The organism is Pseudomonas mucoides, from assembly GCF_015461845.1.
In the GTDB taxonomy this organism is placed as follows: domain Bacteria; phylum Pseudomonadota; class Gammaproteobacteria; order Pseudomonadales; family Pseudomonadaceae; genus Aquipseudomonas; species Aquipseudomonas mucoides.
Map to the genome: position 1 here is coordinate 222,180 of NZ_JACOPW010000006.1, position 15,365 is coordinate 237,544.

Sequence of the window (15,365 nt, forward strand, 5' to 3'; positions counted from 1 at the left end):
CGCCCACATTGGAATGCGATCAAATGTGGGAGCGAGCCTGCTCGCGATGGCGGCTGAACATTCGCCCTACAAACCCGGACGGGTGACTGAACTCAATGCACCAATCGCTCTACACCACACTCCACGCTGGGAATTTCCTCAAATAATCAGTATGCTGCGCCCCACATTTGCGCATCGACCCGCCCCGCGGCTCAGATCGCACCGACAAGGCAGATGATTTTCTCGCCGAGTCCCACAGCCGGACGCAGATCCGGGTGTACGTTTTGAAGGCTGGCGCGGTTTACCAAAAATGAACCAAGCCAGTCCCCGAGAAGCCGGCCACAAGCCGGCTTTTTAATGCCTGCGATTTGAGGAACCGTCATACAACTTCACGGATAACTAAACGACTTAACCAACGTCAACTCCCCCACCGCCCGCATCGGCACCAGAAACGTCTCCATCTTCTCGCTCGGCGTCCCTTCCTCGGTAATCACCGTCACCTGCGCAGTCGTCAGCGGCTGAACCGCATCCTCCTGTCCTTCCTCATCACGGCTATACCCACCGCCAAAGTAATTCACATACACCAGATACTGCCCCTTGATCGGCGCTGGCATGGCAAAGATCTCCGGCCCATACCCGGTCGTCACGTCAACATCCAGCGCCGCACCATTGGGCGCAACCCGATCGCCGTACCAGATATGCGCCCCATCCGGCGTAATCAAATGCAGGTCGAGGTCCGTGCCGTCACTGTCCCACGACAACAACACCCGCAACTTGGCCGGCGTGGCACCACCACTGGCATTGAGGAACTGCGTGCGATGCCGCTGTTGTCCATCAGGGCTGCGCACTTCGACGCTGTTGCTGCCATTGGGAAACGAGAACGGGCGATCAAAGCGGCCGGCGGGATCGATCTTCAGCGGCATGCTCACGCCGTTGACGATCAAACGACCAGGCTCCTTTGATTTGGGCGTGGATTTGATCTGGCCGCTGATGCGCGCGGTGTTGGCCTGCCCTACCGGGGTGTTCACCGATGAAGCGGGATAGTTGACGGTCTGGCGGAAGTTTTCACCTTCGCCTTCAACCGCGCCCGTGCGCCAGCCTCCGACGGGGGTGTCGAGTTTGACGGCGGCGTCTGCGGCGAACATCGTCGGCATCGCGCAAAGAGTACAAAGGAACAGGAAGACCTGTGGATAACGGAGTTTCATGGCCTATTCCAGCAAGAGGTGGCGGGCGAGCCCTTCGATGTAGGTTTCATCCTGGCCGTTGGGGTGTGCTTCGAAGGCCAGGTGCAGGTATTCGTGGGTCAGGTCGAGGCGGTCTTGCAGCGACAGCACGCCGCGCACGTAGATGCGCTGGCGTTCACGGTCGACATAGGGGCGGCCGAAGGTCAGGCGGCAGACGGCGAAGGTGCTGACTTCGTTGTAGCCAACCTCGCTTTCCAGCCGCGCACGCCAGCCGCGGCGTTGGGTTTGCAGCCAGTCTTGCGCGGAGGGCAGTGCTTCGCAGGAGGCGACGGGATTGTCCCAGCGGCTGAGGCTGGCGCGTGGGTAGGCGTGCAGCAGAATGGCGTCGTAGCGCTGGCCGGCGTTGGCCTGTTCGACGGCTTGCTGCCAGGCGAGTTTGTCCGGGCCGGGTTGGTCGGAATGGTAGGTGACGGTGCTGCCGGCCAATACGAGGTCGCTGGTCCATGCGGCGATATGGCGTGATTCGCTGGTGGCCGGGCGCGGGGCGACGCGTTGACGGCTGCTGCTGTCGTCGATGCTCAGGCAGTCGCCGTGGTGCGTGGCGTTTTGCAGGAGGTAGGTGCGGATGGCGATGGCCAGGGCTTTGGCGGCTTCGACGGGCTCAGGTTTGGCTTCGCGCTGGAGGACGCGGGCGACGTATTCTTCGCGGTCCAGACGGGCGACAAGCTGATCCTTGAGCAAGAAGAGTTCGCCGTCACTGTGGATATCGAGTTGGTTGCCGTTGCTGAATTCGACTCGATAGTCGCCCTGCAATGGGCCGGAAGAAACAACACGATCCCCCGCCAGAACCCGCTCAATCGGATAGCGAGAAAACAGTCCGACTTCGACGCAGCGTCCCGTGTCCGCGGGCCAATCAACCGGCAGCACTGCGGCCAACGCTTCAGCGTAATGACGCAGCACCCTCTGACTGGTCCCGCGCCCACCCGCCCAGATCGGCGTGCCGTCCACCATCCAACCGGCAAAACCGCCCTGACGCGACGACGGATCCTGATCCCCCAGCCAGCTCCAGGTTTTCACCCGCAACCGACCACCGAGTTCGCCCACGACATTGCCGTCGGCGGCATTAAGCACCACGTCCAGCAACACCCGCCGCGCCTGATCCTGCGCCGGCATCACGGCCAACACCTTGAGCAATTCAGCGACGGACACTCGCGTAGAGGGCTTTAACGACGGCAAGTCCAGCAACCACTCCGGCGCCTGTCGCGCCTGCCAATACGTACGCCAGTCAGTGGCAGTGATGCCCAAGCGTGCCGGTTCAAAATACAAACCGCACGATTTCACCAATGCCTGATCACGCGCGATCTTGCCGCCGGCGGTGCAGCAATAAACTTCATCTTTCGACTGCCCGCGACATTCATACGCAGGTTCACGGGCGCCGGTATCCACCAGCCAACCGTACACAAACAACTTCCACAAACTGCCCAACGGCGCCTGCACATCAGCAGGCAAGGGCTCGCGTGAAATAACCTGAGTCCGGTTCAACGAAATCAGTTCACCCTTGAAGCCCAGCCGCAGCGGTTCGTCCTGCGCTGTCGCCAGCGCAGGAATCAAACACAGCAGCAACCAGACCAGAGGCCGGGTCATGTCAGTTGACCGTGACCTGACCGAGGGCCGGTTTCTGTTCCTGCGCCTGATGTTGCGGCGCATAGACCTGCGTGAAGCGCACCGGCGGCAGATTGAACTGACCCTTCTGCGAGAAGCGCACCAAATGTCGCAGGCGCAACTCACCGCTCAAGGCATCCACCGGAATCGCATAAGCCATCTGACCCGGCTCAAAACGCGCCTTCTCCAGCGCGGTCGGTTCGGTGCCGGCCTTGCCCATCAATTTGATGCCCCACGTCGTGCGTTCGACATCGGCGCCCGGCGGCAGCGGCACTTCGAGCATGCCGTAGCGCAACGGTTTCGCGGCTTTGCTGGTGATGATCACTTCATCCAGATACAGGCTGTCGCTGGACAACGGCTGGGTGCCGACCGCTTCGAGTTTGAAGGTGAAGGCTTCATCACCCGGCACCAAGCGCGACAGGCGACGAGTGATGGTCACGGCCATCGGATCAATCGCAGGTTGTTTGGTCTGGAAGCTCAACACGGCACGCAATGGCCGCTCCTGCGTCCCGGCCAAGGACAACACCGCTGGCACGGGCGCAGCACCCTGCCACGTCCAGTACATCTCACCGGTATCGCCGTACTGTTTCTTCCAGCCTTCACCCGGCGCCAGTGCGATGGTCGGCGAAGCTTGTTCAATACTGCGTTGCAGCCAGGTCAACGCCAGGGCGCGCTCCAGCGTCGATTGCTGGGGCAGCAAGCGTTGCAGCAAGGCTTGCGCGTGTGCCTGATCGAAGGGTTGCAGCGACAGGTTCAGCGCTTCGGCGAACGGCTGCGAGCTGACCGCCAGACGCTGTTGCGCATCCGCCAGTTGACGATTGAAAGCCTCCGGCAGCGTCACCTTGGACTGACGCGCCAGCGATGCCGTCAACACACGGGCAGCGGCCAGGCCGAGCGCCGAATCCGGATCGCTCATGACGATGCTGTCTTCGCCATCTTCCATCAGGTTCGCGGCATTACCCTCGCCCGCTTTCGCCAGGTCGTCCATCAACCCGCTGAGCAAGGTGTTCACCGGCAATTGCATCTGTTTGGCAAACGACAGGATCAGCGCACGCTGCAACAACGGCGTGTTCTGGGCCTGTTTCGAATACACCTCCAGCACCCGCTGCCAATGCTCCGGCGGCAAGCTCAAGTCCAATACTTTGCTGGCGTTCCAGTCGGCGTAATAGGCGTAAGCGGTGAGGAAGGCATCCGGCTCGCCATCCATGCCCCACCAGGTGAAGCTCGCGGAAGGCCCGGCCATTTGCACCAGTCGCAGGCGGCTGTTTTGCATGATCAGGCGCAAGCGGTCGCGGATCTGCGGGTTCGAGGCCAGCGTCGGATAGGCGATGCTCAGCGGCAGCAAACGGCTGGCGGTCTGCTCGACGCCGCCGTACGGATAGCTCAGCAGATCATCCAGCGCCGAACGGAACAGCGCTTGCGGACTGTCATCCAGACGCAGGCGGATATCCGTCGCATCGGCCGGCACGCTCAGCGGCGTATCACCACTGGCCACGTCCAGACTTTGGCTTTGCGTGACCTGCCAGCCTTCGCCGGTGGCGGTCAGGCGCACGGCCAGCGCGTCAGCGGTTTTGCCGTCCTGCACCAGTTCGGCGGTCCACTCGCCACTGGCCAACGAGAACTCCGGCAGCGCGATGTAGTTGATGCCGTTGTTCAGGGTCACAGGCACACGCTGATCGGCGCCGCCGAAATGAATCACCAGCTCCGCCTTGACCGGTTTCTCGGCCTGACTGAAGGCGAACACCCCGAGACTCGGCTTGTCGCCACTGCGGAATTTAGTCGGCCCGCTCCATTTCAGGTACAGCGGTTTTTCCGAACGCACGAACTGCTTCTTCTGCCCGACTTGCCCGTCATCGGCGATGGCCCGGGCGGTGATGCGCCAGCGGGTCAGCGAGTCCGGCATCTTGAAGGTGAAACGGGTTTTGCCGTTGGCATCAGTCACCAGTTCCGGCTGCCACGCGGCGGTGTCGACGTCTTCACGACGCGGCCGTTCCAGCACTTTCACCCCGCGCTCGCTGCGGTTGGCTTTGCCCGGCGCGCCGGGGCTGCCCGGCAGTGCCACGTCATAGCTGATGAACGACAGGCTGGCGCTGGTGCGCACGTTGTTGCGGCGCGGGTGGTAGAAGAATTGGTCGATGCTCGGCGCGACTTCCGGTTGCAACGCGTAGACCATTTCATCGACCACGCTGACGGTCAGGTGCGCCGGAATCGGCTTGCCGGCGAACTGTGTGGTCAGGTCGACCGACACGGTTTCACCGGGTTGATACGTCTCTTTATCGGTGGCGATGGCCACGTCGATCTGCGGCGCAATCACCTTGATCCCGGCGTTCTGGAAGCTGTATTGACCGCCCTTGGTGTAGAGCACGGAGAAAGTCAGGTTCGGGGCGAAATTGTCTTTCACCGGGATGCGTGCGCGGTATTGGGTGTCGCTGAGTTTCTCCATCTTCAGCCAGTCACCGCCCTTGGACAGCAGCGCGGTGGCCTCGACTTTGTCGCGCTCCAGCGACAGCAATGCATCGCTGATCGGCTCCGGGAACGTGATCAGTGCGAGGGCTTCATCACCGGCCTTGTACTCGGGTTTATCGAGGACGATTTCCACGGTGCCTGGCACGGCTTTTACGCCGTCGCCGGTGACCGAATGACCGGTCGCACCAATGACTCGGCCATGGTCATCTTTCAACGTCAGGTTGTAGGTGCCGGGACGCTCGAAGGCCACGGTGAAACCTTTGTCTCTGGCGGCCAGTTTGCCGTCGCCGGAGGTCTGGTCTTCCAGACGCACCCAGCTGTAGCTGCTCGGCGTCACGGTTTTGCTCTGCTCGTTGGCGCCCTCATTGACGAAGCTGAACGCAACCTTGTCGCCCACCGCACTGAATCGCTGCGGTGCGCGCAAACTGAAACTTGCCGCGCCACGGTCGATGAGGATTTCCTTGGTGGTCTTGACCCGATACGCCGCGCCATCGCTGGCAAACACGGTGAGCATATAGCGGCTCGGTTTCTCGGCGGCCGGCAGGTCGAGGGTCGCGTTGCCCTTGGCGTCGGTGGTCAATTCGGTGCTGGTCAGCTCCACCGGGAATTGCCCGAGGTATTGCAGTTCGTTGTCGACCATCGACAGTTGCTGGGCGCGCAGGCTCAGGCTCAACTTGGCGTTGGCCACCGGTTTGCCGTCCGGGTACAGCAGCACCAGGCTGCCCTTCACCGGTTCGCCGGTGCGGTAATCCTGCTTGGCCAGGTTCAGCGAGATTTCGAAGTGCGGCTTGATGTATTCGGCCACGCGGAACGCACTGCTGTAGGCCTGATCCTTGTAGCTGAAACGCAGTTCATAACCGCCCGCCACCGCATTGTCCGGCAACTGGAATCGGCCTTGGGTGCCGGCCTTGGAATCCAGTTTCAGCGCCAGCGATTGCAGCGCCGTGCCGGTGGCATCGAGCACGGTTACGTTGACGTCGGCCGCAGTCGGTGCGACGGAATCCCGGGCGTTCTTGAACTCGCGCCCGACGATTTTCAACGACACCCAATCCCCCGGCCGGTACAGCGGCCGGTCGGTGAAGGCGTAAAGTTTGGTGTCGTAGATTTCGCTGTCGTAATAGAAGTTCTCGGAGACAAACACCCCGCCCTCTTCATCCTCGCCGATCACGAACGAACGCTCCGGGCTGACGTGTTTCAGGCGCAGCAAACCATCGCTATCAGTGGCGCCGCTGCTCATTACGCCGAGGCCATCGGTCCACAACACATTCACTTTCGGCACCGAACTGCCTTCGTGTTTGCGCGCGGCCCAGACCACCAGTTCATCACCGGCGATTTTGCTCACGGCCACGGTGTTCGAGACGAAGACCATGGTGGTCGCGCGGTACTTGCCGATCAGCGCTTCCACCAGGTACAGACCCGGTTTCAGGTTACCCAACGGGATGTAGACGTTACCCGGCGCGACGCTGACGAACTCACTGGAAGAGCCGGCCAGGTTCACGCCTTCAGGCGGCTGGATCGGTTTGGCTTGCCACAGCGGATAGCGGAATTGACTGACCACCGGCAGGCCCGGGATCAGGGCGAATTGCGGCTGTGCGTCGTAAGGCGTTGGCGCAGCAATCGCGGTGCCCATCTTCAGTTCCGGTACTTCCTCGGTGACTTGCTGACGGGACTCGTAGGAAAACGCCCGTTGCATCACGCGACGGGATTTGCGGTACCAGTTGTCCCACAGGTACGCGAGGGTATTCGACAGCCCTTCACCCTTGAACTGGCCATCGCTGACCACACGGTGCAGGTTCTTCTGGCGCTTGAGGAAATCCAGCGGCTTGTCGATGCGGTACACGCGAATGTCGGCGCCGCCATAAGGCTCCATGCGGAAACGGCGATAGTCACGGCCCGGCGCTTCGAGGCGCACCATCGCCTGTTCGTCACTGGCGAAACTGCTGTCGGCCAGCAGGAAAAAGCTTTCACCGGCCACCGGCGTATAGCCGCTCGGCTCGACGGTGTCTTCGGCGTTGACCGCCGAAAACGGCAGCAGCAAAACCAACAGCAGAGGCAAAAAACGCAACATGCGGGCACCGATCATTGGGAGAGAAAATTCAGTCGATAGACGCCGATGAAGTTGGGGTTGGCTGCGTCGGGTATCCATCGGGTGTCCTTCCATGTCATGAGTTGCTGCAGGCTCGCGGATCGCATGCCGTTGTCAGTGGGGGTGGTGGTGCCGGTGTGATAGGCGATGTAGCGGCCCATCCAGATCATCAGGTGCTGGTCGTCGCCCTGATCGAAAAACATCAGGTCGCCGGGCCGGGCTTGCGCCACGTCTCGACTCACCAGATGGCTGTTGAACTGAATCAGCTTGATCGCGTTGACGTACGGCCCGACCTTGCCGCCGCCCTGTTGCCACTGCTGGGCGAGACCGCGTTGCGCCTCGCTCAACTGCAGTTCCGGCGGCAGGTAGCGATTGGACAGGCCGTTGTTGCGCAGCCATTTATCGTCGTGGACTTTCAACGCTTCGTTGGCGGCGAACCGCACCAGCCCCGCGCAGTCCTGCTGATACCAGCGCGGGCTCGGGCCTTGGGTCAGTTGTTCCTGGGCGATGCGCACGAACCAGGCGCGGAACACCTGGGATTGCTGCGGATCCAGTGGCGCGGCCTCAGTGGCAAAGGCGCGACTGCCCAGCAACAGCGCCAGCAGGCCGAGGCCGCGGATGAGTGCGGTCACAGGGCTTTCCATTCCAGTGGCAGCCATTGCCAATGGCCATCGGGCTCGCTGCCTTCAGGCAAGGTCAGGGCGTATTTGCCGTAACCGCCGAGCTTGCGCAGTTTCGGGATCAGGTAGGTTTGCGCGGCGTTGTAAAACACCGGTTCCATGTCCTGCGGCAGGCTGTCGAGGGTTTCCTGCTGCATCAGTTGCGCCATCGCATCCGGGCCGAAATACACCGGCATCAACAGGTCTTTCGGCACCACGTCGGCCATCGGCGGGAAGCGCTTGTCGAGGGTGCCGAGGGCCTTGTCCACGAGTTTGTCGTCGAGGGAAAACAGCAGCGTCGAGCCGTGACGGGCCAGACTGACCTTCATGAAGGCCTTGCCGGAGATCGCGTCCGGATCTTCAGCGTCCTTGGCTTTGTAGGGACCGAAGTTGGAGCTGACCTGACGCTGCCACTGGTGAGTCGGGCCGTCCTGTTTCTCGATCACCGGGAACGCGTGCTCTTCGACGTTGGGCTCATAGGCGCCGACCATCGAACCGAACAAACTGCCGAGCTCGCCATCGAGTTTGGCGCTGTCCTTGTCATTCAGGCTGGCCACCAGCAACGGCGTGTAGAGACGCGAATCGGCGTACCAGCACAGGCCCGCCGCACCGGCCATGTGTTCGGTCAACGCTTGGGCCACCGGTTCTTCGGCGCCGAGTTTCACCAGCAACGGTTTCTGCTGTTCAGCGGCCAGCGGCAAGGCCACGCAGGCACTGGCGCCCATCGGCATGGCTTGCCAGATCGGTTTGAAATCGAAGTCCGGCTGATCGTCCAGTTCATCCATCGCAAGGAAGCTGTGCCAGCCCTTGTCGTCCATGTCGAAACGCAGCCCGGCGAAATTCGGGATGAAGCGCTGGTAACCCATGGCCAACACGCTCGAATTGACCGACAGGCGTTGCTTCACTTCCGGCGCGCGCGGTGGCAGGCCGAATGCTTCGGGGAACAGTTTGTCGCCGTTGAGCAACGCGGCGATGGCCGTGGTCGAGACACTGCCGCGCTCGTCGCTCGGGCCGCTGCTCGGGTCGTAGAGTTTGACGGGATTGGACAGCACCACCAGTTTGTCGCCATGGGAGGCGAACACCAGCGCTTTGTTGTTGTAGGTGAGCTGATACAGCGCCACGTCGTCGGCGCCGACTTTCACCACACTGAGCTGGGTCAGCTGCGAATCGTCCAGCGCCACTTTGGCCAGCGGTTCCAGCACTTTGGCCAGACCACCGCGATCCATCACCAAGAGGAAATCCTTGAGCCGACCATCCGCCCCGCGCCACAGCGCCACGTCGGCCGGTTGATCGAAAAGTTGCTCGATCAGGCTGTCCTGCAGTTTCAGGTCATGTTCGTAGATGATCCGCCGCAGACTGCCGATCAAGCCGAGGCGATCAACGTGCGCTTCGTAATAGAAGACGAAATCTTCGGTCAGGGTTTCCTTGAGGAACGGCACCGCCAGCAGATCCTTGGGCAATTGGCTCAGGGAATGGGTTTCGAGCAGACCGTCCGGCCGGCTCATGCCCAGTTTGTCGCTGGCCAATTGCGCTGGCGGAGCCTTGGGTTTGTGCATGAACCACCCCAACCCGCCCGCGACGCCGGCGACCAGGGCCAGGCCGACCAGCAGCGCCGGCCAGCGGCGAGGAGTTTTGGCGGCCGGTGTTTGCGCAGCCGGAGATACAGTGTTATCGCTCATGTTCACAACGCCCAATTCATCCGTGGTGCGGGATGCTTAATAGTTGAAAGTCTTGACCAGCAACAGGTCACCGATGGCCCGCAGGGGCACGATGAAGGTCTCGCGTTTTTCGTCGACGGTGTTTTCGTTGAGTACCAGGTTGATTTGCGAGGTGATGACCTCGTTCTGGTTGCTGGTCTCATCGAAGTTATAGCCTTCGCTGCCGAAGTTGCCCCAATAGTTCACGTAAACCAGATAGGTGCCATGCAGCGGCGCGGTCATGGTGAACATTTCCGGGCCGGGACCATCGACGCCATCCGGGTCGAGGCCGCCGCCATTGGTCAACGCCGTGTGGGCGAAAAACGCATGCTGGCCGTCGGGGGTGATGATGTGCAGGTCGAGCTCGGCTTTCGGGTCGTCCCAACCGAGCACCACGCGAATCCGTGCCGGCGTGCGCAGGTCATTGGCTTCATAGAATTGAACGCGCTTGAGCGACTTGCCTTCGGCACTGCGCACTTCGACGCTGTTGGAACCCGCGCCAAAGGCATACGGCCGGGCGAAACGCCCTTCGTCGTCGGTGTACAGGTTCAGTGGATTGCCGTTGACGGCGAGGGTGTGCGGCCCGCGTTGCGTGCCTATCGCCTTGAGCTGGCCTTCGATCATCGTGCGATTGCGCTGCACACCGCGGTCGATGGGCGGCGTGGGATAGGCGACCTGCGGGTTTTCGCTGCGGTCGAGCAGGCCGTTATAGCGCCAGCCGCCGACCGGCTCCGACAGCTCAGCCGTCGGCTGGGCCCAGGCGGCGCTCGCGCAGGCCAGCCCCATCAACAGTATAAGAAGTGAACGCATGTGACGCCTCCTGCCATGCATAACGAAACCTTGCGCCCGATCCTCGGCGCGTTACAGATCCAAATACTGCGTTTCGTCAGAAAGACCCGTGACTATTGGGTCGTAGAAGGCGCGAAGGTTAGCGATTCGGCAGTTTTTTAACAATCGGATACCTCTTGATTTGCTGTAGGCATCACGAAGAAGTGGGGACGTGAGCCGAATAGCGACCTTATTCGGCTCACAAGATGAGCCGAATAAGGCTATTATTCGGCTCATTCACTCTGGAGTTACCCGTGGTCATGGCACCTCACTGGATTTGGCAACAGCCCGACTGGCCGAATTTCACCTGGCAATCCGAACGCCTGACGCCGCTATTGCGTGAGTGCGTACAGGCGCAAGGCCGGTTGATGGGCATGGCCAGTTCCGTGGATCGCTCACTCAGCGCACAGAACGAACTGGACGCGCTGTTACAAAACATCGTGACGTCTTCAGCCATCGAGGGTGAACAGCTCAACGTGGACTCGGTCCGCTCATCACTGGCGCGGCGCCTGGGCCTGGAGGTGGTCGATGGCGATAAAGTCAGCCAACGCAGCGAAGGGCTGGCGCAGTTAATGCTCGACGCCACTCAGCGCTTCGCACAACCGCTGACACTGCCGCGGTTGCTGGAGTGGCATACATGGCTGTTTCCCGATCAGGACATGAATGTTGCCGCCCGTTCGATCCATATCGGCGAGCTGCGTGGCGATGAGCCCATGCAGGTGGTGTCCGGGCGACTGGACAAACCGACCATTCACTACGAAGCACCGCCACGCCTTGGGCTTGAACAGCAGCTCGATACGTTTCTTGCCTGGTTTGCAGCCAGCCAGAAGCAGGACGGGCTCGATCCCTTGTTGCGGGCCGGCATCGCGCACTTCTGGTTCGTCACCCTGCACCCCTTTGACGACGGCAATGGTCGCCTCACGCGAACCCTTACCGATCTCGCCCTGGCTCAGGGAGAGGCGCAGGCGATCCGCTTCTACGCCATGTCAGCGAGCATCCTGGACGACCGCTCCAGCTATTACCGAGTGCTGGAAACCAGCCAGAAAAGCGCCACGGACATCACCGAGTGGCTGCAATGGTTTCTGCAAACCCTGCTGCGCAGCTTGCAGCAGGCCATGACGCGGATCGAAGCGGTACTGGGCAAGGCGCGCTTCTGGCAGGCGAATCGGGACGCAAAACTGTCAGCCGAGCAGATCAAGGTACTGAATCGCATGCTGAACGGTGGGAAGCGAGGCTTCGCGGACGGGATCAGCGCGGCTCAATATCAAGCCGTGGCGAAAGTATCGAAAGCCACCGCCACCCGCCATTTGGCAGAGTTGCTGGAGAAGGGTTGTCTGCAACGCCTGCCCGGTGGCGGGCGTAGTACTCGCTATCAGGTCAGCTATCCGGATGACTCAGCATAATTAAGCCATAGGGTGAGCTTTAGCAGCTGGCGAAGCCTGCGTCCGGCTGCTACAAAGAGCTCGGTGCAGGTGATCCGGTTGCCGCCGGTGCTGTGGCCGAAATGCCCGGCCCATTTGCCCATAACCCCCATGTCTGCTAGTGTCGCGCCGGTTTAACGTCAACCGGAAATAGCCGCCATGGCCCGCAAAAAAGCTGCACTGGATTTCGAACAATCTCTCGCTGACCTGCAAACGCTGGTAGAGCGTCTGGAGAACGGCGAACTGTCGCTGGAAGACTCGCTGACGGCTTTCGAGCAAGGCATCGGTCTGACCCGCGATTGCCAGGCGGCGCTGGCCCAGGCCGAGCAAAAGGTTCAAGTGCTGCTCGAGCGTGATGGCGAGCTGGCCGAGGAACCCTTCGACGCGGATCAGCCAGAATGATTGCAGCGTATTCGGCGACCAGCCAGGCCCGTGTCAACGCGGCACTGGAAACCCTGTTCAACGCACCCAGCCCCGAGCTCGCCCGTCTCTATGAAGCCATGCGCTACAGCGTGATGAATGGCGGCAAACGTGTACGTCCGTTACTGGCTTACGCAGCTTGCGAAGCGCTGGGCGGCAAGGCCGAGCAAGCCAACGGCGCGGCCTGCGCAGTGGAGCTGATTCACGCGTATTCCCTGGTACACGACGATTTGCCGGCCATGGACGACGACGATCTGCGTCGCGGCCAGCCGACGACTCACAAGAAATTCGATGAAGCCTGCGCCATCCTCGCCGGTGACGGCTTGCAGAGCCTGGCGTTCAGCGCCCTGCTCGACTCGCGCCTGAACGCAGCTGACGCCGAGATCCGCCTGCAGATGGTCAGCGCCCTGGCCGTCGCGGCAGGCCCGGCGGGCATGGTCGGCGGGCAAGCCATCGACCTCGGTTCGGTCGGCCTCAAGCTCGATCAAAAAGCCCTTGAGTACATGCACCGGCACAAGACCGGCGCGCTGATTGAAGTCAGCGTCAAACTCGGCGCCCTGGCCAGCGGCCGTGCCGAGAAGGACGAACTGAAAGCGTTGCAGACTTATGCACAGGCCATTGGCCTCGCTTTTCAGGTGCAGGACGACATTCTTGATGTCGAAAGCGATACCGAAACCCTCGGCAAACGCCAGGGCGCGGACATCGCTCGCGACAAACCAACCTACCCGGCCCTGCTTGGCCTCGACGCGGCCAAGGCTTACGCCCTGGAACTGCGCGATCAGGCCCTGCACGCGCTGCGACCGTTTGACGCGGCCGCCGAGCCTTTGCGCGACCTCGCCCGCTATATCGTCGACCGGCGTAGCTGACAGCGTATCGGCCAAGTTAAAAGCAACGCGTGGGCAGGGGGCGATGCATCAGGTAAACTGCCGCATCTTTTATACCTATAACGATTCGCCTGATGCCCACGACGTTTCATGAGATTCCCCGCAAGCGCCCGACCACGCCCCTGCTCGACCGTGCCAACACGCCGGACGGCCTGCGCCGGTTAGGCGAAGCCGAGCTGGAAACCCTGGCCGATGAGTTGCGCCTGGAATTGCTCTACACGGTCGGTCAGACCGGCGGGCATTTCGGTGCCGGCCTGGGCGTCATCGAGCTGACCATCGCGTTGCATTACGTCTTCGACACCCCGGACGACCGGCTGGTGTGGGACGTGGGTCATCAGGCTTATCCGCATAAAATCCTCACCGGCCGTCGCGAGCGCATGGGCACCCTGCGCCAGAAGGACGGTATTGCGGCCTTCCCGCGTCGTTCCGAGAGCGAGTACGACACCTTTGGCGTCGGCCACTCCAGCACTTCGATCAGCGCTGCGCTGGGCATGGCCATTGCCGCCCGCCTGCAAAACAGTGATCGCAAAGCCATTGCCGTGATCGGCGACGGCGCGCTGACCGCCGGCATGGCCTTCGAAGCGCTGAACCACGCGCCGGAAGTGAACGCCAACATGCTGGTGATCCTCAACGACAACGACATGTCGATCTCGCGCAATGTCGGCGGCCTGTCGAATTATCTGGCGAAGATCCTTTCCAGTCGCACTTACGCCAGCATGCGTGAAGGCAGCAAAAAGGTCCTGTCGCGCCTGCCCGGGGCCTGGGAAATCGCCCGGCGCACTGAAGAATACGCAAAAGGCATGCTGGTTCCCGGCACGCTGTTCGAAGAACTGGGCTGGAACTACATCGGTCCTATCGACGGCCATGACCTGCCGACCCTGATCGCGACGCTGCGCAACATGCGCGACCTGAAAGGCCCGCAGTTCCTGCACGTCGTCACCAAGAAAGGCAAAGGCTTCGCACCAGCAGAAGTCGATCCGATCGGCTACCACGCTATCACCAAGCTCGAACCGCTGGACGCTCCGGCCGCCGCCCCGAAAAAGGCCAGCGGACCGAAGTATTCCGGTGTGTTCGGTGAATGGCTGTGCGACATGGCCGCGTCTGATCCGCGTCTGGTAGGCATCACCCCGGCGATGAAAGAAGGCTCCGACCTGGTAGCGTTCAGCGAGCGTTTCCCGCTGCGCTATTTCGACGTGGCGATTGCCGAGCAACACGCGGTGACCTTCGCCGCCGGCATGGCCTGCGAAGGCGCGAAACCGGTGGTGGCGATTTATTCGACGTTCCTGCAACGCGGTTACGACCAACTGATTCATGACGTCGCGGTGCAGAACCTCGACGTGCTGTTCGCCATCGACCGCGCCGGCCTGGTGGGCGAAGACGGCCCGACTCACGCGGGTAGCTTCGACCTGTCGTTCCTGCGCTGCATCCCCGGCATGCTGGTGATGACCCCGAGCGATGAAAACGAACTGCGCAAAATGCTCACCACCGGTCACCTCTACAACGGCCCGGCGGCGGTGCGTTATCCGCGCGGCGCGGGTCCGAATGCGACCATCGAGAAAGACCTGCAACCGATCGAAATCGGCAAAGGCATTGTTCGTCGTCAGGGCAGCAAAGTCGCCTTCCTGGTGTTCGGCGTGCAATTGGCCGAGGCGCTGAAAGTCGCCGAGACGCTGGACGCGACGGTGGTCGACATGCGTTTTGTCAAACCGCTGGATGAAGCGCTGGTTCGCGACATCGCTGGCAGCCACGAGCTGCTGGTGACCGTCGAAGAAAACGCAATCATGGGCGGTGCTGGCGGCGCGGTTAGCGAATTCCTCGCCCGCGAGAACATCCTCAAGTCGATCCTGCACCTGGGCTTGCCGGACCTCTATGTCGAACACGCCAAGCCTGCACAGATGCTGGCCGAGTGCGGGCTGGACGAGGCAGGGATCGAAGCGGCGGTGCGCGAGCGCCTGCAACTGCTCAAGATTTAACCTGCTGGATACACGCAATCCCCTGTGGGAGCGAGCCTGCTCGCGATAACGGACTGACAGTCAACAATTCCCTGACTGACACATCGTCATCGCGAGCAGGCTCGCT

The 15,365-nt window shown here is 61.6% G+C and carries 10 protein-coding genes; 4 read left to right on the plus strand and 6 right to left on the minus strand.

The genetic code is table 11. The features are described from left to right. Nucleotides 1-368: 368 nt before the first annotated feature. From H8F22_RS24345 to H8F22_RS24370, 6 genes are read right to left on the minus strand one after another with little or no spacing between them, the layout of a single operon-like run. Nucleotides 369-1,184 (minus strand): YfaP family protein, encoded by an 816-nt coding sequence (locus tag H8F22_RS24345; RefSeq protein ID WP_027924324.1) that lies wholly within the window; start codon nucleotides 1,182-1,184, stop codon nucleotides 369-371. Nucleotides 1,185-1,187: 3 nt separating this feature from the next. Beyond that, the gene (locus tag H8F22_RS24350; RefSeq protein WP_194940775.1) at nucleotides 1,188-2,807 is read right to left on the minus strand and encodes a DUF2300 domain-containing protein; all 1,620 of its coding nucleotides are present in this window, start codon (nucleotides 2,805-2,807) and stop codon (nucleotides 1,188-1,190) included. A 1-nt stretch (nucleotide 2,808) separates the two neighbouring features. Next, the gene (locus tag H8F22_RS24355) at nucleotides 2,809-7,374 is read right to left on the minus strand and encodes an alpha-2-macroglobulin family protein (protein WP_194940776.1); all 4,566 of its coding nucleotides are present in this window, start codon (nucleotides 7,372-7,374) and stop codon (nucleotides 2,809-2,811) included. Beyond that, the gene (locus H8F22_RS24360; RefSeq protein WP_032833560.1) at nucleotides 7,371-8,021 is read right to left on the minus strand and encodes a DUF1175 domain-containing protein; all 651 of its coding nucleotides are present in this window, start codon (nucleotides 8,019-8,021) and stop codon (nucleotides 7,371-7,373) included. Before H8F22_RS24360 ends, H8F22_RS24355 begins: the two co-directional genes overlap by 4 nt. Beyond that, nucleotides 8,006-9,715: a DUF2138 domain-containing protein gene (locus H8F22_RS24365; RefSeq protein ID WP_194940777.1), complete on the minus strand. Its 1,710-nt coding sequence runs from the start codon at nucleotides 9,713-9,715 to the stop codon at nucleotides 8,006-8,008. Before H8F22_RS24365 ends, H8F22_RS24360 begins: the two co-directional genes overlap by 16 nt. Nucleotides 9,716-9,751: 36 nt before the next feature. After that, nucleotides 9,752-10,543 (minus strand): YfaP family protein, encoded by a 792-nt coding sequence (locus tag H8F22_RS24370; protein WP_194940778.1) that lies wholly within the window; start codon nucleotides 10,541-10,543, stop codon nucleotides 9,752-9,754. A 278-nt stretch (nucleotides 10,544-10,821) separates the two neighbouring features. On the opposite strand from H8F22_RS24370, the gene H8F22_RS24375 reads away from it, so the two are divergent. The 4 genes from H8F22_RS24375 (at nucleotide 10,822) to dxs (ending at nucleotide 15,259) form a co-directional block, all read left to right on the plus strand. Then, on the plus strand, nucleotides 10,822-11,964 hold the full coding sequence (locus H8F22_RS24375; protein WP_194940779.1) for a Fic family protein: 1,143 nt from the start codon (nucleotides 10,822-10,824) through the stop codon (nucleotides 11,962-11,964). Nucleotides 11,965-12,141: 177 nt separating this feature from the next. Then, entirely contained in the window at nucleotides 12,142-12,384 is a 243-nt protein-coding gene (locus tag H8F22_RS24380) for an exodeoxyribonuclease VII small subunit (protein WP_007894317.1), read from the plus strand. Beyond that, the gene (ispA, locus tag H8F22_RS24385; protein WP_027924330.1) at nucleotides 12,381-13,268 is read left to right on the plus strand and encodes a (2E,6E)-farnesyl diphosphate synthase; all 888 of its coding nucleotides are present in this window, start codon (nucleotides 12,381-12,383) and stop codon (nucleotides 13,266-13,268) included. Before H8F22_RS24380 ends, ispA begins: the two co-directional genes overlap by 4 nt. 92 nt (nucleotides 13,269-13,360) lie before the next feature. Then, complete coding sequence (gene dxs / locus H8F22_RS24390) at nucleotides 13,361-15,259, plus strand: 1-deoxy-D-xylulose-5-phosphate synthase (RefSeq protein WP_194940780.1); 1,899 nt, start codon at nucleotides 13,361-13,363, stop codon at nucleotides 15,257-15,259. Nucleotides 15,260-15,365: the final 106 nt, after the last annotated feature.